At 38.6% G+C, this 20,527-nt stretch carries 19 protein-coding genes and 1 pseudogene; 18 read left to right on the forward strand and 2 right to left on the reverse strand.

All coding sequences use genetic code 11. The features are described from left to right. The first annotated feature begins 3 nt into the window (after positions 1-3). The 5 genes from BUA72_RS06005 (at position 4) to BUA72_RS06025 (ending at position 5,221) form a co-directional block, all read left to right on the forward strand. Positions 4-1,218, forward strand: a complete 1,215-nt coding sequence (locus BUA72_RS06005) for a DUF4876 domain-containing protein (RefSeq protein ID WP_072922169.1) — start codon at positions 4-6, stop codon at positions 1,216-1,218. A gap of 1 nt (position 1,219) precedes the next feature. Next, positions 1,220-2,734, forward strand: coding sequence for a DUF6850 family outer membrane beta-barrel protein (locus tag BUA72_RS06010; RefSeq protein WP_072922170.1), 1,515 nt, complete (start codon positions 1,220-1,222; stop codon positions 2,732-2,734). Positions 2,735-2,747: 13 nt separating this feature from the next. Continuing rightward, complete coding sequence (locus BUA72_RS06015; RefSeq protein ID WP_072922171.1) at positions 2,748-3,884, forward strand: cytochrome-c peroxidase; 1,137 nt, start codon at positions 2,748-2,750, stop codon at positions 3,882-3,884. Between the two features lie 229 nt (positions 3,885-4,113). Continuing rightward, positions 4,114-4,674: a helix-turn-helix domain-containing protein gene (locus BUA72_RS06020; RefSeq protein WP_072922172.1), complete on the forward strand. Its 561-nt coding sequence runs from the start codon at positions 4,114-4,116 to the stop codon at positions 4,672-4,674. 277 nt (positions 4,675-4,951) lie between these two features. Beyond that, positions 4,952-5,221, forward strand: coding sequence for a heme oxygenase (locus BUA72_RS06025; protein WP_072922173.1), 270 nt, complete (start codon positions 4,952-4,954; stop codon positions 5,219-5,221). A 112-nt stretch (positions 5,222-5,333) separates the two neighbouring features. Here BUA72_RS06025 and BUA72_RS24740 read toward each other — a convergent pair whose 3' ends face one another. Together BUA72_RS24740 and BUA72_RS06030 are read right to left on the reverse strand one after the other, a co-directional pair. Continuing rightward, positions 5,334-5,465, reverse strand: a complete 132-nt coding sequence (locus BUA72_RS24740; protein WP_262484393.1) for a hypothetical protein — start codon at positions 5,463-5,465, stop codon at positions 5,334-5,336. 232 nt (positions 5,466-5,697) lie between these two features. After that, positions 5,698-6,138 carry a hypothetical protein gene (locus BUA72_RS06030; protein WP_072922174.1) on the reverse strand — a complete coding sequence of 147 codons (441 nt, stop codon included), beginning with the start codon at positions 6,136-6,138 and terminating at the stop codon, positions 5,698-5,700. A 115-nt stretch (positions 6,139-6,253) separates the two neighbouring features. Here BUA72_RS06030 and BUA72_RS06035 point away from each other — a divergent pair, with 115 nt between their 5' ends. From BUA72_RS06035 to BUA72_RS06095, 13 genes and pseudogenes are all read left to right on the forward strand, one after another. After that, the gene (locus BUA72_RS06035) at positions 6,254-6,754 is read left to right on the forward strand and encodes a GNAT family N-acetyltransferase (RefSeq protein ID WP_072922175.1); all 501 of its coding nucleotides are present in this window, start codon (positions 6,254-6,256) and stop codon (positions 6,752-6,754) included. 463 nt (positions 6,755-7,217) lie between these two features. Further along, the gene (egtD, locus tag BUA72_RS06040) at positions 7,218-8,201 is read left to right on the forward strand and encodes an L-histidine N(alpha)-methyltransferase (protein ID WP_072922176.1); all 984 of its coding nucleotides are present in this window, start codon (positions 7,218-7,220) and stop codon (positions 8,199-8,201) included. A 103-nt stretch (positions 8,202-8,304) separates the two neighbouring features. After that, positions 8,305-9,477 (forward strand): ergothioneine biosynthesis protein EgtB, encoded by a 1,173-nt coding sequence (gene egtB, locus BUA72_RS06045; protein ID WP_072922177.1) that lies wholly within the window; start codon positions 8,305-8,307, stop codon positions 9,475-9,477. 9 nt (positions 9,478-9,486) lie between these two features. Beyond that, positions 9,487-10,407, forward strand: a complete 921-nt coding sequence (locus tag BUA72_RS06050) for an ABC transporter ATP-binding protein (RefSeq protein ID WP_072922178.1) — start codon at positions 9,487-9,489, stop codon at positions 10,405-10,407. Next, on the forward strand, positions 10,404-11,969 hold the full coding sequence (locus tag BUA72_RS06055) for an ABC transporter permease/substrate-binding protein (protein WP_072922179.1): 1,566 nt from the start codon (positions 10,404-10,406) through the stop codon (positions 11,967-11,969). The genes BUA72_RS06050 and BUA72_RS06055 overlap by 4 nt, the downstream gene beginning before the upstream one ends. A 210-nt stretch (positions 11,970-12,179) precedes the next feature. Continuing rightward, entirely contained in the window at positions 12,180-12,587 is a 408-nt protein-coding gene (gene tssD, locus BUA72_RS06060; protein WP_034728120.1) for a type VI secretion system tube protein TssD, read from the forward strand. Positions 12,588-12,839: 252 nt separating this feature from the next. Beyond that, positions 12,840-14,699 (forward strand): type VI secretion system Vgr family protein, encoded by a 1,860-nt coding sequence (locus tag BUA72_RS06065; protein WP_139259533.1) that lies wholly within the window; start codon positions 12,840-12,842, stop codon positions 14,697-14,699. Positions 14,700-14,770: 71 nt separating this feature from the next. After that, the gene (locus BUA72_RS06070) at positions 14,771-15,892 is read left to right on the forward strand and encodes a DUF2931 family protein (protein WP_072922180.1); all 1,122 of its coding nucleotides are present in this window, start codon (positions 14,771-14,773) and stop codon (positions 15,890-15,892) included. Positions 15,893-15,894: 2 nt separating this feature from the next. Further along, on the forward strand, positions 15,895-17,529 hold the full coding sequence (locus BUA72_RS06075) for a phospholipase effector Tle1 domain-containing protein (RefSeq protein WP_072922181.1): 1,635 nt from the start codon (positions 15,895-15,897) through the stop codon (positions 17,527-17,529). A gap of 57 nt (positions 17,530-17,586) precedes the next feature. Beyond that, positions 17,587-18,246, forward strand: coding sequence for a hypothetical protein (locus BUA72_RS06080; RefSeq protein WP_139259535.1), 660 nt, complete (start codon positions 17,587-17,589; stop codon positions 18,244-18,246). Then, complete coding sequence (locus BUA72_RS06085; RefSeq protein WP_072922183.1) at positions 18,234-19,586, forward strand: hypothetical protein; 1,353 nt, start codon at positions 18,234-18,236, stop codon at positions 19,584-19,586. The genes BUA72_RS06080 and BUA72_RS06085 overlap by 13 nt, the downstream gene beginning before the upstream one ends. Before the next feature lie 9 nt (positions 19,587-19,595). Then, the gene (locus tag BUA72_RS06090; RefSeq protein WP_139259537.1) at positions 19,596-20,189 is read left to right on the forward strand and encodes a hypothetical protein; all 594 of its coding nucleotides are present in this window, start codon (positions 19,596-19,598) and stop codon (positions 20,187-20,189) included. A gap of 39 nt (positions 20,190-20,228) precedes the next feature. After that, positions 20,229-20,527 (forward strand): annotated as a pseudogene (locus BUA72_RS06095) (hypothetical protein); the annotation flags it as partial.

Raw genomic sequence — 20,527 nt, forward strand, 5'->3', positions numbered from 1 at the left:
ACTATGTTAAAACAATTATTACGAACACTGATCGTATTATGTGCTTTGGTCAGTTTTACGGCCTGTTCTTCAGATTCAGATTCGCCGGAATCACAGACTTCATTAAAATTGGAACTTAAAGTAGTTCCCGCAGATATCCACGTTAAAGAATACAAACATCTTACAGTAACTTTCAAAGAACTGAACACCGGATTTACCACGACTCAGGAAATTAAAAACACGAATACTTTACAGGTAGTTCTTCCTTCCGGAACCTATCATATGACGGCAGAAGGAACTGTCGTTTACACCAATAATGCCGAACTTACAGAAGCTAAAGTAAGCGGAGTTCAGACAGGCGTTGTCATCAATGGCAGCGAGGTAAGCAAAACTATTGATTTGGCTTTAAAATCAGGAAGCAGTGATCTTATTCTGGAGGAAGTATTTTTCACCGGAACCAAAACCCCGCAAGGTGCGATGTATTTCGGGGATCAATACTTTAAAATCACCAACAACACAGACCAGACTTTATATGCGGATGGAATGCTGTTGATCCAGTCCGCTTTTATGACGAACGAAAAGCAGGATTACACCCCAAATATCATGGCAAGTACCTTATCTGCCGGAGCGATCATTAGAATTCCGGGAACAGGAAATACATATCCGGTAAAGGCAGGAGAGTCTATTATCATTGCTGAGGATGCCATCAATCACAAGGAATTTAATAGTTTATCCATTAATCTTTCCAATGCCAACTTCCAGATCTTTAAAGAAGATTCAGATGACATCGACAATCCGGCCGTTCCGAAAATGGTCAATGTTTTTGAAAAAATGGTAATTCATACGCAGGGATATTATGCTTATGCTCTGGCCCGTATGCCTCAGGGAATGACCAGTGATGCTCTGATTGCACAGAATTCATACACCTACCAATATACGCTTACGTTTGGAGGAGAAACATACCCGATGGATGGAACTGCCGTTAAAATTCCGAATGAATGGATCACAGACGCAGTGAATTTAAGCGTACAGGATTCTTTCCAGTGGCTGGTGACTTCGCCGTCATTGGATATGGGATGGACTTCGGTAAGTGCATTTGATGGAGATAAAAGCCGTTTCGGAAAATCGGTCCGCAGAAAAGTGATCGGAAAGAATGTGGAAGGTAAAAATCTTTTTAAAGACACGAACAATTCCACAGCAGATTTTGAACATGGGGTAAAACCTTCATTATTTAACTAAAATGAAAAATTTTCGTTCCCTATTATCGCTGTCTGCATTGTTGTTTTGCGTTAAATTTCAGGCTCAGGTGAATGATTCCATCATGGAAAAAGTTCGTGAGGAGTACAGTTATGAAAGACTATTTAAAGAAAACCTCAATTCCAATCCTGCCAACAGACTAGGTGCAAGGAAGTATAATATCACGACCTTCAGGCTGCTGACAGAAAACACAGATACACCCAATGAAATTCAGCAGAAAGGCAAAGGAAAAAATCTGTGGGGTGCTGAAGCTTATTCCTTACAAAATCTGGATCCGAAAACAACCGTTTGGGGCAGTGCTTCCTATACCAAAGGAAAAACCAAACAGATGGTATGGAACGAAAATGCTGATTATGACCTGATCTATCCTTATGTAGCCGCCGACAGTGTGGGAGGAGATATGAAGTTTGAAAACTATAGCTTTTCAGGAGGTTATTCAAAGGCAATTAATTCTTATACAATCGGGATTACAGGAAGCTACAGAGCCAATTTAGGCTACAGGGATACAGATCCAAGGCCGAAAAATACATCGGCCAACTTTTCTTTAGCACTGGGAGCCAATAAACTGGTCTCGGATAAATTTAAAGTTGGAGCCTATCTGGAAGGAGAGAAATACACCCAGAAACATTATTTGAGCTTTGTCAGCAACCAGGGGTTTCCTATGATCTACAATATGAATGGATTGGGGAATTACAACGAGCTGCTTTCCGGGAAACTTCGTCAGGCCTATTATGAAGGCTGGTCTTACGGGGGAGGTTTACAGGTTTTCGAAGCCAGCAATAGAAACTGGTATCTTAATCTAGGATTTAAAAAATTCAATATGGATAAATTCCTGAGCGAATATACAGATCTCAACGCCTCAAAAATTGATGAACAGCGGTTGAATGTATCCCTCGGGAAATTTTTTAATACCGGAAAAATCGTCTGGGGAATTTCAGCCGACGGTAGCAGTACGGAAAGAAAAGGAACGGAAAACCTCTTCCTGAACGAAAATTCCAGAAATTATATCCGGATCGGAACTGTAGAAAGATACAGTCATAAGATCAATCATATCCTCCTTAAAGGACTTCTCCAGATAGAAAATACGGGAGCAAAATCTTCACTGGTGCCTTTCTTCGGCTGGGTTCAGGAAAAAGAAAAATACAGCAATCCGCTGTCTGTTGTTGAGTTAAACAGAATGATATACGGTGCCGATTATCAGTGGCTGAAAACTTTTAGCAGCGATTTAGCGCTTTCCGTTTCTCTGGGAATTTCCGTGACGGATGTGTATAAGAAAAGCGGGCTTTTCAATAATTCAGGAAAGCCATCCATTAACCAGATGTTGCAGGAAAATTATGCTTTTCAGTCATCGGATGTCTGGCAGGCAAAACTGGATGTTAATTTTCATTTTACCCTTCCTGTAGTTAAGAATGCATTCGCAGGAGGAAAAGTCATTTACAGCCATTTTCAGAACGGGAGCAATACCTATTTTGCGGCCACGATAGGAACTATTTTTTAAAAACAGAAAGATCATGAAGTTGTCAGGATTTAAAGTCATTTTGCTGATAGGAGCCATTGTTTTCCTTTTTATGCAGAACACCATGCAGCAATACAGAGTAGATTATGGAGAAGTCATAGAACAATACAAAAAGCCTGTAAAATACTGGCCTGCGCCTTCTATAGATGATGGTGTCAACTGGAAAGAATTTGAAGCGATAGAGTGGGATTCCAATTATTACGATACACAGGAACTTCCTGAAGTCATGCTTGGAAAGAAGCTGTTTTTCGATCCTAAACTATCGGCATCCAGCCAGGTCTCATGCAGCAGTTGCCACAATCCCGAAATGGGTTGGGCAGACCGCCAGGAAGTGGCATTGGGTCATGATCATTTACAAGGGAAACGAAATACACAGTCGCTCTTTAATATTGCAGACAGAACCTCCTATTTCTGGGACGGAAGAGCCAAAACACTTGAAGAACAGCTGGTAGGACCTATTTCTGCCCACAATGAGATGAATATGAAACCGGAAAAATTAGCCGGAAAATTGTCTAAACTCACGGAATACAGACAGCTTTTTAAAGATGTATATCAGACCGATAAAATTACTTTCGATAAAATAGCCAAAGCTTTAGCCGTATTTCAGAAAACCATCAGAAGCCAGCCGAGCAGACTGGATAAATTCATTAAAGGAGACCATAAAGCATTGAGTGATAAGGAAATTTACGGGATGCATTTATTCCGAACCAAAGCAAGATGCATGAACTGTCACAACGGGAAAAACCTCACGGATGAGTCGTTTCACAATATTGGTCTTACCTATTACAAGAGAGAATATGAAGACCTGGGATTGTATCATATTACCAAAAAAGCAGAGGATGTAGGGAAATTCAAGACGCCTTCCTTAAGAGATCTGGATTATACCGCTCCATGGATGCACAATGGACTGATGGACGATCTGTACGGCGTGGTGAGCCTTTACAACAGCGGAATGCAGATGATCAATCCTAGTCCCGAAGAAAAGAAAGCTGATCCCAATTTTCCGGTCACAGATCATCTGATGAAGCCATTAAAACTTAATGAACAGGAAGTGGATGCCGTCGTTGCCTTTCTGAAAAGCATTTCAGGAAGTTATTATAAAATGCCGCGCCCGGAAATCCCGAGGAAATAAAGCTGTAAAACGCTGTTAAAATCTACGAAATTACAAAACACCTTATCCGAATTGTTTATTCAGATGAGGTGTTTTTTTTAAATCACGATCAATCATCAATTATCAATTATCAATCATCATTAATAAAAATGCTGATTATTTATTTATTTATTGTTCGACCTTTGTCCAAAAGAACATACCCCTCTTTATATTCTGATCCTCAAAATTTTAATGCGTAACTTTGAGTGAAATGAAGTTGTACATAAAATATATGGTAAGTCTTCGGTGCAAAATGATGGTGCATGAGGAATTGAATAATCTGGGCATCAAGCATGCTGTGGTAGATCTGGGGGTCGTTGAGGTGTTGGAAGATATTACCAGTGAACAGCGGGAGATTTTAAAAAGGGAATTATTGAAATCAGGTCTTGAATTATTAGACAATAAAAAAAGCATCCTGATCGAAAAAATTAAAAATGTAATTACCGAAATGATCCATTATTCTGAAGCGCTTCCTAAAGAAAATTTCTCAGACTATATCAGCGAAAAACTAGGCTACGACTATACCTATCTGGCCAATATATTTTCTGAAGTGAAAGGGATCACGATACAGCATTACATCATCATCAATAAAATTGAAAAAGTAAAGGAGCTGCTTTTGTATGATGAACTTAATCTTACAGAGATCTCTTATAAACTGAATTACAGCAGTGCGGCCCATCTTTCCAACCAGTTTAAAAAAATCACCGGGCTTTCCCCTTCTTTCTATAAACAACTCGGGCTCAAGCGTAAAAATAATTTGGAAGACTTTTAAAATGTGTGATATATATAAGATTAATACAATAATATGTAGCACAATTCAGGATGGAAATCCCAACTTTGTATAGTAAACAGTAAATTAAAGAATAAATTTACCACCATAAAAAATCAATATAATATATCTCCTTTTTTCAAATGGAGCTTAAAACTACCAGAAAATAGTACATATATTTTTGAAGAGTTTTAGACAAGGGATAGAAGCTTAAAGGTCTCTATCCCTTTTCGTTATGAAAGGTATTGAATAATAGGTGGAAATAATAAATAGCTGAAGTATGAAAACAATACATCTCTTTCAATTCAAAGACTCCGTATCCCTCAAAATTCCTTTTTTTAAGAAAAGCTATGGATTGGAAACTTTAAATGAATTAATGGAATACGAATTAATGAATACTGAAAAAGTAACCGAGTGTATCATTGAAACCCACGATGATTTTATTTTTGAAGATACCTCGCGGGATGACCTGCTGAAGATGTGCCAAAATGCAGAAGAAACGGTTGAGCATTATTTCGCAACCGCTGTAGGGGATGAAGATATTCTTTAAAAAACGAAGTTACCATAATCACCTCTGGACATCTTAGAAGAGAAGAACAAATCGTGTTATTGCTTTGTTCTTCATATCTGAGCCCTTTTTTTAATGATAAATCCGGTTTTATTTAACTGGTGGTATTTCTGCTTTCATTCTCTTTATCTTTTCTTTTGGTAGCCTTATCTTCCTTTTTTTCTTTCGCAGTTTTCAAGGGTGCTGTTTTATCCGATTTCTTTTTTCCGTCTTTCTCTTTTGCCATGGTATAAAATATTTATTGAGTGTAAAGGTCATGGATTAAAAATGGAACGACTTGCAAGAGTCTGGGCATTTGTTACATAAATCATACATAATGACAATTTGCAGGCCTGATTTTGAAAATGTACTTTTATGGACTTAGATAAGCCATAATCCTTATAGGTTTTCAAAAACCTGTAGGGATTTTTTTATCATCATCATCAATTAATCAATTATCATTCATCACCTATCAATTATCAATAGTAGAAGTGATGAGTGAAGAAATAAACAAAAGAAGTTGTCGTCTCAATACCATAGCTTATCTCGCTGCCATAGCCCTTTTTACTGGGGTCGGTATCCATTTCATAAATATACTGAATATCACCTTTGATATACGTTTCAATGGCCAGATCGATTTTCCAATAGGTTTGAAAATCAGTGATTGTTTGTTGCATTGATGCTTGATCGCTTGAAATGATACTTGCGTTTTGAATATCCCGCTCATCTGATCCTGAAACACCCATGGCTGAAATGATAAACGAAGTGAAATCCGGTATTTCACTTTTTTGTACCCGGATGACCTTAAGGATAATCTCATCTCCGTTGAAAATAATTTCGGAAATATTTTCATTGAAAATAAAAAAATAATAGTCCCGATGACGCAGTTTTTCAGTTAACAGAGATGGATTGAACGGCATTTTTCTTCTGATATTAAAATTAATGGTATTTTTAGTGAATTGTAACTCATAGAGCTCATGGGAGCAATTCTATGAATGATCATGTTTATTTTCAAAACTAATACAATTTTACATCATGAAACAATTTCAGTTCAACGATTTTCCAAATGTGAAAGGCAGCAGAGTATCATTACGTCAGATTATGGATGCTGATATTCCGGACCTGATTGAAATTTCGTTTTATGATGCTGTTCAGGCAGAAACTGTTGAGCAGGCCGCGGAAATGCAGGCCAGAATCGATCGGGATTATCTGGACGGGAATTCCATTCACTGGGGAATTGTAGATAATGAAACCCATCAAATCGTTGGAACCTGTGGCTACTATCGTGGACTGGATCAGGGAGAAGGTGAGCTGGGCTGTGTTTTATTACCCCAATATTACGGCCAGGGTTATATGACCGACGGAATGTCACTTGCTATTGATTTCGGTTTAAATACGATGGGCTTGAAACGCATCTGGGCAGCTACAAGCCAGGAAAACGGTCCCGCAATGAAACTTCTGGAGCGGCTTCATTTTGTGAAAACAGCAGATTTAAGTGACGGAGAAATTGAATATGAACTGATACAGACAAAGTGATTTTTGGTTGCTGGTTGCTAGTTTATTAGTTGCTGGTTGGTAGTAATTAAGCTAATAAATTATCGCCTGATGTCTAAAATTTTGATTCTAGTATTCACCATTCACTTGCGAAGCAAAATTCACCATTGACATCAATGCCACTTAAAATCTAAACCAAAAGCTGCCTGGTTTTAACCTTCGGCACAGTCTCTAATCCCGACAGCCTGCTGCCTAATATCTGCTACCTGTCACCTGTCACCTAAAGTTCACCATTCACCTTCTTAATCCAGTTGAAAGTCCGACATCACTAATCAATCATCACTCATCATTCATGAGCAAAAAGTACCACATCTTCTAAAAACATTCTAAAACCTGCACACCAACAATTAAAATTATTTATATTAGATAGAGAAATGCTGAACGAATTCAATGTTGAGACGGCAAGATAGTTGTAGTTAACTAAAAACCACACAAATTAAAACATATGAATTTACAGTTAAAACCACATTCTAAGGTGGAAGATATTCATGTTGATCATTTTCGCGGGGATGTTTTGGAAGGCTTAAAAAACAGTCCCAAAAGGTTATCCTCAAAATATTTTTATGATGAAACAGGGGACCGCCTTTTCCAGGAGATCATGGCCATGCCGGAATACTATCTTACCCAATGTGAACTCGATATCTTTCAAAATAAAACAGCCGATCTTGCCCGCCTGATCATTCCGGAAAACGAACCTTTCGATTTGATAGAGCTGGGTGCTGGAGATGCGATGAAATCTACATTTTTACTCCAATATCTTGTGGAAAAAGGAACCGATTTTAGCTATATGCCTATTGATATTTCAGGTCATATTCTGACGGAATTAAATGAAAAATTAAATCAAAAACTGCCCGGGCTGGAAATAGTCTCTCTTGAAGGCGAGTATTTTGAAATGCTTCAGAAAGCAGCTTCATTATCGTCCAGAAGGAAAGTTATTTTGTTTTTGGGAAGCAATATCGGGAATATGAATATCGAGGAAGCGGATCAGTTCTGTTCTGATTTAAACCGGAATCTGACATCCGGTGACAGGGTTTTGATCGGTTTCGACCTAAAAAAAAATCCTCACACGATTTTAAATGCCTACAACGATAGAACAGGAATTACAGCTGCATTTAACCTCAATCTTCTGACCCGCATCAACACAGAACTTGATGGTAATTTTAATCTGGATCAGTTTCAGCATTACCAAACTTATGACCCCATCTCCGGAGCCTGCCGAAGTTTTCTGGTAAGCCTGCAAAATCAACAGGTAACGATAGGAAACACCCCTGTTTCATTTGAAGAAAATGAACTGATTGATATGGAAATTTCACAAAAATTTTCAGGTGAAAATATTGAAGAATTAAGAGAAAAATCGGGATTTAAAAAAGCCGGAGAAATCAAAGACTCCAAAAAATGGTTTTTAGACGCAGTCTGGCAGGTACAGTAACGAATAGAATATGCAGAGTTTTATTTTTTAATCTGCTCCATCCACCCAATCTGCGGGAGAAAAAAGATTTCCGACTCAAAATAACTCACCAAAACTAAAGAACATGACACAGAATATAGTAACATCAGATTTAGTAAAAAAATATACAGACACCCGAAAGCATTCTGAAAAAATATGTGCTCCTCTGGAAATAGAAGATTATGTGGTGCAGCCCATCGTGGATGTGAGTCCGCCAAAGTGGCATCTGGGTCATACCACCTGGTTTTTTGAAACCTTTATCCTGATTCCGAACTTCCCTGACTATAAAGTTTTTGATCCGCAGTATAATTTTGTTTTTAACAGCTATTACGAGACGATAGGAGCGAGAGTGATCCGCACCGACCGTGGAAATTTAAGCCGGCCTTCCGTTTCAGATATCTATAAATACCGGAAATATGTGGACGAACATATGAGCATCTTCCTTCAGAGCCAATTTATGACTAAAGCTGTTGAACCCCTTATGGAATTAGGTTTAAATCATGAACAGCAGCATCAGGAATTATTAATTACCGATATTAAATATATTTTAGGGCACAATCCGCTTTTTCCGGCTTATACAAAAGAAACTATTTCGATAAAAGAAAAACCAGAGCATTCAGAAATGATCCGGTTTTCAGAAGGTGTGTATGAAATAGGTTTTAACGGAGAAGGTTTCTGTTTTGATAATGAATTGGGAAGACATAAAGTTTTTCTGAATGATTTTGAAATAGCCAATCAGTTGGTGACCAACAGAGAATACCGTGAATTTATGGAAGCCGGCGGTTATTCGGATTTTAAACACTGGCATGCCGAAGGATGGGATTGGGTCAGACAGAATAACGCAACATCTCCATTGTACTGGCATCAGATTGAAGGAAAATGGATGAATTATACCTTAAACGGTTTACAGGAATTAGACCTCGATGAAGCCGTTTGTCACATCAATTTTTATGAAGCATCTGCTTTTGCTTCCTGGAAAGGAATGCGCTTGTCCACCGAAGCGGAATGGGAAGTAGCTTCCGGTCATTTTGATTGGGGAAGCCGCTGGGAATGGACCAATTCTGCTTATCTGCCTTATCCCGGATTTAAAAAAGAAGCGGGAGCAGTAGGAGAGTACAACGGAAAATTCATGGTCAATCAGATGGTTTTACGCGGTGCTTCCGATGCTACACCTCCCGGACACAGCAGAAATACCTATCGTAATTTCTTCCAGACCAGCCTGAAATGGCAGTTTACAGGAATCAGACTTGCCCGATAATTGTTGCCGATGATTACAGTAGAATCAGTTTCAAAAAACTTTAACGGAAAACCAGCCGTTGATCATATTTCTTTTCAGGCACATGATCAGGAGATTCTGGTGCTTCTGGGAACCAGCGGGTGTGGAAAAACGACCACGCTTAAAATGATCAATCGCCTTATAGAAGCAGACTCCGGGAATATTTTGATCGACGGTAAGAATATCCGTGATCAGAAACCGGAAGAACTGCGTATGGGCATTGGTTTTGTGATGCAGCATTCCGGCCTGTTTCCTCATTATACCATCAGGCAGAATATTGCTGTAGTTCCGGAATTACTCAAATGGGACAGGAAAAAAACAGAAAACAGAACCCAGGAACTGCTGGACAAACTTCATCTTTCCGAAGATGTCCTTTCAAGGTTTCCGGATGAACTGAGTGGAGGCCAGCAGCAGAGAGTGGGAATTGCAAGAGCCTTGATCGCCAATACACCTGTTTTGCTGATGGATGAACCTTTCGGAGCGCTGGATAATATTACGAAGGCAGATATTCATTCGGAATTTAAATCACTGGAAGAACTTAAAAATAAAACCATTATCCTCGTCACTCATGATGTTCAGGAAGCTTTTGAACTCGGGCATCGGATATGTCTAATGGACAAAGGGAAAATTATTCAGACAGGAACGTCTAAAGAAATACTTTATCATCCCGAAAACGATTTTGTGACTGATTTTTTTGCTGAAAACCGTCTTTTACTGGAATATAAGATCGCCACATTGAAAGATGTTGGTGACTTTCTTAATTCTAATCATTTACTGAATGAATTTCAACTGACAGAAAATACGAATGTTTGGGAGGCCTTACAGAAATTAAGTTCAGATCATAAAAATACAGACCATTACGAAAACCTGATCAGGGCTTTTAATGGGTACAGAAAATTACAGATCGTATGACGCAGCAAAGTCTTTGGCAGTTCATCATCGAACAGCAGGAAAAATTACTGACCCAGGTTGTACAGCATCTGGGACTTACCTTTCTGTCATTAATTCTGGCCATCATCATTGGTGTACCGTTGGGAATAATGATTGCACGGAAAAGAAAACTTTCCAGCCCTGTGTTGGGTGTTGCAGGTATTTTACAAACGATTCCCAGTATTGCATTGCTAGGATTTATGATCCCTGCATTCGGAATCGGGGCCAAACCGGCCATCGTTGCCTTGCTGATCTACGCTTTATTACCCATCATCCGGAATACCTACACGGGAATTACAGAAGTGAATTCAACCGTTATTGAAGCGGCCAAAGCGATGGGAATGAATAAAAGTCAGCTTCTCTTTAAAGTAGAACTTCCTCTGGCGATGCCCGTTATCATTGCGGGAATAAGAACGGCAGCGGTGATCAATGTTGGAGTGGCGACTTTAGCCTCATTCGTCGCAGCGGGTGGTTTGGGTGAATTTATCTTCGGCGGAATTTCTCTCAACAATACGAATATGATCCTTGCCGGAGCCATTCCTGCCGCATTATTGGCTGTTTTACTGGATCAGACGATTGCGCTGGTACAGAAATCAGGATATCGGCTGTTCCAAAAGCTGAAGTATATTGTTCCGGCCATTCTGATCATTGTAGGAGCAGCTTATCTGTTCACCGCTGTTTCTAAGAACAGTATTAAAGCAGGTTTTACCCCTGAATTTATGGGAAGACAGGATGGAGATCTCGGCTTACGTTCTGTGTATCATCTGAATGTGAATCCGGTGATTGTCAATGATGCTATTATGTACAAAGCAGCGTACGAAAAGGAACTGGATCTGATCAGCGGATATTCTACAGACGGCAGGATCAAAGCTTTTGACCTGTATGTTCTGAATGATGATAAAAAAATATTCCCCCCGTACTTTGCAGCACCAATTATTAAAACAAAAACATTAAAGAAATTTCCGGAACTTGAAGAAACCCTGAATCTGCTGGCCAATCAATTTAACGATTCGATCATGACAGATCTGAATTACAAATCTGATCAGCTTCATCAGACCCCGGAAAGAATTGCAAAGGATTTCTTAGTTAAAAATAAATTATATAAAACGTCCAGGAAAGGGAATTCAGGAACAGTACGCATTGGCTCGAAGATCTTTGGCGAGCAGTATATTCTCACAGAAATGTATAAAATGCTGATTGAAGGCTACACCGATTATAAAGTGGAAACAAAAACAGGATTGGGCGGGACCAAAATATGTTTTGATGCTTTGGTGAATGATGGCATCGATTTTTATCCTGAATATACAGGAACCGGACTTTTGGTCCTTTTAAAACCGTCAGAACAAACCCTGAAAGAGGTAACCCAAAGCGCTGACAAAACCTATCAGTATGTCAATGCTGAGTTTCAAAAGCAATACGGAATTCAATGGTTGAAACCGCTTGGCTTTAATAATTCCTATGCACTGATGATGCGCAGAAAACAGGCTGAAGAGTTGAAGATCAAAAGTATTTCGGATCTTAAGAAGTATTTTGATGAGAAGTAAACATTGGATGTATAATGCCTGCTGTATTTTTTTAAAATAATGTAAATAATTGATTTACAATTACTATAAAGCCTAACGGTTGTTAGTAGTAGTACTACTACACTTTCTGATGTTTATGATTAAACGGGCTGATTGCGAATTTAATATTCTATATTTGGTGAAATAGATTACATCAAATCACAGAATATTAATTATTAAAATTTACCAATCATGGCAGACAAAAATTCAAGAGGAATTCTAAAATTCAACGGTGGCGAAGGGCAGAAATTATTAAAGCTTAATTACAGCGTGTCCCGTTCCACAGACGTGTCAGGAAGAGTAGCATCAGATCCTTCCAATGCACTGATCAAAATCACAGTAGAAGCTACTGAGAAATCAGATATCCTGGAAAGTCTTCTTAACGGAAAGTATAAGCCTACAACCGGAGAGATCACTTTCAACAAATCTCACGAAGAAGGAACGTTAACGACTTTGCAATGGACAAACGGATACGTGATTCAGCATGAAGTGGATTTCGACGCAGTAGATGAAAACAGCATGTACATCAGCTTTATCATAAGTGCGGAGCAAATCGATTTAGGGAATTCTTCTTACAAGGCAGAATGGCCTACCTCTTAGAGTTAAATTTCTTAAAACTTTTAAAAAATATAAGACAGAATGGTCCATCCGGCATTAGGGTGCCGTTCTGTCTTTTTGTCTATTAACAGTCTCCATTGTCATATTAATAAGAAAATTGTCCATTAAATGGTTCAGCGTTTAAAAATAAGCCTGAGAATGTCATTTTATACTGTGAAAGTTTTTTAACTTTATAGAACATCTATTTATTTTTTAATTTTTTTTAAGTAAAAACAAAAAAACACATCAAATAATATGGATAAAAATATTTCAAATTCCGATAAGATTGCAGAAAATTATATTCCCGGAATCAACCGTGTGGTAAAACTGGATATTGTGATTGATGGTAAAATCATCAAACATTTCAAATATTTCCGCCTGCATCAAAGCGTCAGAAAACATCATGAGTTTGAACTGGTCCTTGTGAACGATACACTCTCTGAAAAGCAAAATCATGAGCTTGAACAGGCCAATAGATTTTTAGGAGGGAGATTAACCATCAATATCAGGTACAAAGACGTTGACAACAGCCCCGAAAGAACTTTTGTAGGGGTTATTACCAAAGTTGGATTCAGCCAGGAAAATCACAGTCTCGGAAACATTGTACTGAAGGGATACAGCCCGACCATTTTATTGGATGCTGCACCGCATACCCAGAGTTTTGGCGGAAGTCAGCCTGTCAATATGGGCATTATCGCAGCCGATATTATCAAACAGGGCATTGAAAGCAGCAGGTTTGATGTGAAAATCAATGCGAAAGCTTCTTCACAGATCCTTTACAGTGCTCAGTATGACGAAACCCACTACAATTATCTTTGCAGAATGGCAGAAGCATATGGAGAACAGTTCTATTATGATGGTGAAGTTTTGCATTTCGGAAACATGCCTCCGCAAAATAAAGCATTGGAACTGATCTATGGAAGCAATGTTTCCGACGTTAATGTGGAATTAAAAGCAGTACATATCAAACCCAGTTTTTATGGGTATAACAGCAGTACCAATGCGAAGCTCAGCTCCGGGGCAACTTCTATACAGCATATGGGAAATTTAGCAAAAACAGCTTATCAGAATAATGAAGGAATATTCAAAACGCCGTCCTTACAGGTTGCTCCTATAAAAGCCGCCACTGATATGGATGTGGTGATTTCCCAGACTTCTACATCAGGAAGTAAGGCCGTGGAAGTTTTTACGGTATCCGGAGGCACCACTCTTCCTTTTTTATATCCGGGCTGTATTGCTGATATTAAAATGCGGAAAACGGATAGCAACCAGACCGCCTATTTTACAAAACTGATGATGACCGAAGTCACTCATGAAGTTGATACTCTGGGAAATTATAGTGGAAAATTTGAAGCCATAGCTTCAGATACAGGATATATACCAAAACCGGATTTTGTTGTACCCATTGCACAGCCGCAGATCGCTACGGTCATCTCCAATACAGATCCGCAGGGACAGGGCAGGGTAACCGTAAGATTCGACTGGCAGATGAATGACAATACCAATTTTATCCGTATGATGGCTCCCGATGCCGGAGGAACAGATAAGATCAGCCAGAACAGAGGATATGTAGCCATACCCGAAATAGGTGATCAGGTGATGGTAGGTTTTGTGCATAACCATCCGGACAGACCTTTTGTAATGGGAGGAATGTTTCATGGGGGAACCGCGTTAGGAGGTGGGATAGACAATCATTTAAAATCCATACAAACGAGAAGCGGAATCAGAATTCTAATGAATGATACGGAAGGAAGTGTTAATATTATAGATCCCAGCGGCAACAATTATTTCATGGACGGTGCCGGAAACATTACAGTCACAGCTCCTAAAAACATGATCTTCAATGCAGGGGAAAACATGACCATTAATGTTGGAAAGGATATGAAAACAATTGTCGGGAATGATCATACCACGAATATTACAAATGATCATCAGTTCACTTCAAAAAATTATAAGCAGACCGTTAATGAAAATAAAACGGTCAGCATAACTGGAGATTTGAAAGAGACCACTTCTACTACGACTCATCAGGCAAAGAACGGTGATATTTTATTACAGAGTGCCGGTGTTGCGAAAATGCTGGGTAAAATAGACGCCAAAGTGAATAAAGGTTAAAATTGATGATCATTAATATTTGATCAATCAATCCAATGTATGACTGTGTAAAAGAGTAATTTTCCTAAACAATGAACAAATCAATACAATATTTATTAAGCTTATTATTCTTCATTCAGATCTCGTGTCAGGAAAAGAAAGAGCATCAAAAAACAAAAGCTATGACAAAATATGAATGGTTGGATGCCACTTCGGCGCCTTTAGGTTACCCTGTTGATGTGTATCGTGGAGGATTTGAATCTGCAGACGGAGAGTTTACGAGTTTGTTTAGTGGAACCACAGGCGGAGTATGGGGAGATGCCAACAGAGGAATGAGTAATGGAGAAAAAAGTATTCCCAATCATTTGCATGTGATTTGGGTTTCTTATGCTGAGAAAATATTTTATGAGATCGACACCGATCTGGATAACGGGAAAATGACCGATCTTTTCAAAAACGGATATTATACCCCTTCCAGTGGAGACAATCCAAATCCAAGGAAAGAAAATTATGACAAGATTATCGTAGGCTTTGCGCCGGGTGGTGTGGTTGTGCTTTGGCTTTCCGGACCGGGAAGACAGGTGGAAATAGGAAGGTATCAGAGCAAGAAGATCGTCATACCGCAGTCTGAAATAGATGCTTTGAGCCCGGGACCTCAGAAAAATATGTTTGATCCTGAATACCAACGTAAAATTATACATGAATTTGGAATTGTTCCGGCGGAAGTGGCCAGGGCAAACGAAGGCAAGCCGATTCCTTACGGACTGTGGGACAGTTATAGAGAAAAATACAATTGGAATCTGCAGGTTGAACTGCCTGATAACGGTAAAACAAAGGAAGTAACCTGGTTCCATTATAATGGTGAAATGGAAATGACCTTTGGAGACACCCAATTGGAAAAGTACAGTAATATTATTCCCAATGAATTAAAATGGAACACTCCTAAAGAAAAAGCTGTCCCGAATGATATTAAAATTTTATGGATAGACGGTGTCGATGGATACAGATATGTTGGTAATATAGAATTTGATGAAAAGGAAATTCTTCCTGCCTTTAAGGAGATTTCTTCAGGAGATCATAAGGCTAAAATCGAATTAAAGATTACGGTTAATATTCCTAAAACCTCTGCTTCTGTAAAATTAGTGAAGGGTGACCAACAAGTCTGGTTGAAAAACAGTAAAATTATGGTACGTAAAACTAAATACAAAGACTAGCCATGGGTAAAACTTTTGTTTACAATACGGGCAATCCGTTGCCAGATCCGCCGGGAACTTTAAATATTACCTGTGGAATATTCTTCGATGGAACCAGAAATAATCTGAAAAATACCGAGATACGTAAAAAGGTTCAGGGCAAAGGAGAGTTTCGAAATATTTCAGCATCGGAAGAAGAAAGAAAGATTTTTGAAAAATATGCTAAAGATGACAATAGTTTTGGTAATGATTTTACCAACGTTGCCAGAAAGTATATGTGTACAAAAAAAGATGTCTATTCATTTTACGTAGAAGGTATTGCCACCATTGATAAGGCAGATGATGAAGGAGGAGGTTTTAAATACGGCCGTGGGAAAACAGGAGTGGTAGGGAAGGTAAGAAATGGATGCAAAACCCTTGCATTACATGTGAAAGACAGAAAAGAAAAATCTAAAGATGATATTGATAATATCATTTTAACGGTTGATATTTTCGGATTTAGCCGTGGTGCAGCAGCAGCAAGAAATTTTGCCTATAATTTACAGATGGGAACATATGCGCCAAAAGCTTATTATCCACCTGTACAGGGTGCATCCAGAATTGACGTAGACCATGAGACCAGTGAATTCATGTCCATAGACAAATCCTGGGTGAAGGAGGGTGTACTGCCCAAATTCGGTCATTTTGGAACATCGCTTTTGCAGGCGGGATTAGCCAGGGAACTGGTAGATTCTATGACCGTGAATGTTCGATTTATAGGGATTTATGATACGGTAGCTTCTTATGATCCTACCTGTCTTCTAATTCCGAATTTCAGGAAGAAAGTGGGTGAGCTCCACCTGCATCAGCTGGGTTCCCCAAGAAAGGCCGTGCATTTTACAGCGGCAGACGAACATAGAGAAAACTTTTCTCTCACAAGATTTCTGCCTGTAGATCTTAAATCAGGTATAGAAAGAAATTTTCCGGGAGTACACAGTGATGTGGGAGGAAGTTACAATCATGATGTAATGTCATCAGCAGAGCTCAGTCATAGCGGTTATCAGCCGGACCCTGTAGAAGGAGTGACGGAAAGAGAATATGTCTGGCTTGAAAAGGCTTATTTTTCAGGATCGTTGGATGCTTTCAGAGATGAACTCATCGAGCAGGGTTGGTTTAGAAAAGAACAGTTAGCAATTGAAGCACACTGGAAATATACACTTACCGGAACCCGTTATCTGTATAGAGGATACAGCTTTATTCCGCTTCATTTTATGTGTGATTATGCCTTGCCTTATCTTAATGAGGATGACAATTACCTGTTCTACTCCAAAGTGATGGCAGATTATGCTTTGAATGATACTTTCCTGGATGAGGTAAAAGCCTATATGAAAGATCACATTATAGAAAAAAATGAAAGGTGGACGCTTAAAGGAAATTTCAAACACGAAGAAGAACCAGAAGTTGAGGAAGAAAGCTCAGTTGAGACAACCTCTGAAACTCCTGTTCAGAATCCGGTAGCGGCAATACAGTTGGAAGAGGTAGTGGTGACTGCTTATAAATCAGATTACCTTCTTAGAAAGCTTAAAAATAAATATCTGCACCGATCTGCAAAAATTAATACATTAATGGACAGTCTTGCTTATTCACCAACGGATGATCGAAGAAGAATGGAGTTTTAACCCAGAAACAAATTGAAATTGGAACATCCTCTAAAGAATTTCAGCAAAACGTATAGATTGGAAACGATAGTTGTTTCTAATCCTGATACTTCTTACCGGACAGAAAAAAGTTATGTGAGAGTAGCTGAGGTTTATTATTTAGGGAATGAAAAAGACTATTTCAAATATCATGTTCTAGTGGTTGATTTCAATTTTTCAAACGATGATAATGCAATGGGGAAATTTTTAAAACAAATCAGTTATTTGTTTGATGAGCTGGAATTAACAGTTGATAAAAATGGACATATTGTTGAAATTAATAACCTTGATTTTCTTCGCTTAAGATGGATGAAATTAGCAGCCAAGCTTTCGGAAAGCCATGAAGGTGAAGCCATAAATAATTATTTCAGTCAGATAAGCAGTGTGCTTGAAGATGAAAGCCAGCTGATCAGTTTTCTGGAAGGTTACAATATGTTTGGACTGCTTTTCAATGGCTTATTGCAGCCATTAGATACAAAAATAAAGAGAGTGTCTTCTGAAGGGTTTACAGAAATTATTACTCCTGTTAAAGATGGAGATAAAATAATTCTAACAACTGCTGTCGAAGATCCGGAACCAGCTGGGATTGACCATTTCAGAGGCTTATTTGTATTCAGAGAAGGTCACCATGAAGAAGGTTTTACGGAAATCAAAAAAGATAATACCCATTTAAAACATTCATTGCTATGGATAGGTTAAATACAGAAAATGACTCCTCTGCCGGACCACCTCAGGATTCTTCGCAGCAACCAAAGGACCCGAAAGCTGAAAACAGCCAGAAAATGGAGGAAAAGCGTTCCGAAAATGAGAAAAAAGATAAAATTGAAGACGGATTGCTGTTGGCAATACATGGAGCAAAGATAAAATTCAATGCCCATTTGGGTGAATTTAAAGTTTTAAATGATGTCCCTACAACACAGGGGAAACTTACAGGAACAGTTGTGGAAAAACAGATTCCCAACTTTACATTTTATGACGGTTTTAAAATGATATCCCTCACAGCGTGGCAGGATTTCGGAACGGCTAAAGTACAGGACAATTATGTACTGTTAAAAAAATCAACCTTACCGGGAATAGGCAAAATGCCAGGCAATATACCGCCTGAAACCGGAAAAATAGAGTTTGTAACTTCCGGACAGATCAATGAGCCTGAAAGTGTTGATGCGAAAGGTGCGCCGGCACCTCCGCCTCCTGTTTCAGTAAGTATTGGCAACGTAATCAGGGGAAATCCATATGTAGAAAAAAATGCATCAGTAGCAGCAGGGATGCCAGACAGTGTTCCTTTAAATAAAACCTATGAAGTGGAAGTTACAGTAACAGGAACAGGTTCTGTGGACTTATCAATTATAAATTCAAATGCAGACAACGGGAATGCCAGTGTTACACCTTCTACTATTACAGCTACCACTACAGTAATTATCAAGGGGACTGCCAAGACAAACCCGGGGCATGGCGGACGGCTTAAAATTGAAGCTAAAGTAGCAGGTGTTGTAAAGGCTACTTCACCAGGTTTTACGGTGTGTTGCCATCCTGTTAATTATACTGATACGTATGCGGGTGAAGTATATACATCTGCCAGATTGGGTGTCATTGTTCAGGATGGATGGAGTTCAGATAACGGTGTTTTTGCAGATTTGAAAGAAATAGAAATTAAAGAAGTGGTAGATTATGTAGGAAAAAATGACAGTCCTCCTTTTCAACCAAGAGGTGGGTCTGCAAGTAATTCAGGATACCTGCCGGGAGATCAGTTGACTCAGGATACCCATTCAATTTCAAGAGCTGGTATTACTTTAGGTCAGCCAGGAATTACAGAGGCCAACCAATTATGCATATATAAATGTAAATGCTGTGGTGCCAATGATATTGTTCACCCAAACTCAGGTTTTCAAAGAATTCATGAGGTATTTAATTCAGGGACAGCAACAGCTCCTCAGTGGAAACACAGAACTAAAAAAATAGGAGCCGCAGTTACGATCAATGGATTTATAACTGGTGCGGGAAATGCAAACGTAGTAAGCCTTGAGCATAGTTTACCATAAAAAAAGATTATGAAAAACTTAATAATAATTATTATCCTATTCGTCAATGCACAATGTGCTTCACAAAATAATATTAAAATGAATAATAGCAACACTATACATATCAGCATGACACAAGGTCATGAGAAGAATCTACTGAATGGAGTCGTATCTTCTATTTTGACCGTTACAAATAATTCCACTCAGGATATTAGTGTTTTATTGTTTTATCCTAATCCTAATGACCTTTCTTTTAAATCACAGTCTTCTTTAGTGAAAATGAAAGACAGAGAATGGAATGATAGTGAACGTTCAGTACCCATTAAAATTCCTGCAGGAAAATCCTACCAGGTAACTTATTTTTTAAACAGATATTTTGAGTTTCTGGAAGAAGGGGAGGTGAATATAAACTATACTTTAGATTTATTTGTGGCGACTGATGGAGGTTCACCAAAAAGTACAGCGTACAACGGAACGTTTAATCTTAAAATTAATAAAGGTTCAAAAGAAGAAATAGGAGAGCAGTTTTTAAATTATCAGACTAACCTAAAATCTGAAAATCTGAAAATAAAAATGGAAGCTGAAGAAGCCCTTCTTTATTTAAATGCGGTGAAAGATAAATAGTTCTGGAAATAGCAATTATCATTTAAAACATTCATTACTATGGATAGGTTGAATACAGAAAATTATTCCCCGGAGGCCACAGCTCAGGCACCTCAGGTTTCTTCACAGGAACCAAAGGATCCGAAAGCTGAAAATAGCCAGAAGATGGAAGAAAATCGTACTGAAAGAGAAAAAAAAGACAGTACATCAGAAGATTTGCTGGTGGCTATACATGGAGCAAAGATAAAATTCAACGCCCATTTGGGTGAATTTAAAGTTTTAAATGATGTCCCTACAACACAGGGGAAACTGACCGGAACAGTTGTGGAAAAACAGATTCCCAACTTTACATTTTATGA

Source organism: Chryseobacterium sp. OV279 (assembly GCF_900128945.1).
In the GTDB taxonomy this organism is placed as follows: domain Bacteria; phylum Bacteroidota; class Bacteroidia; order Flavobacteriales; family Weeksellaceae; genus Chryseobacterium.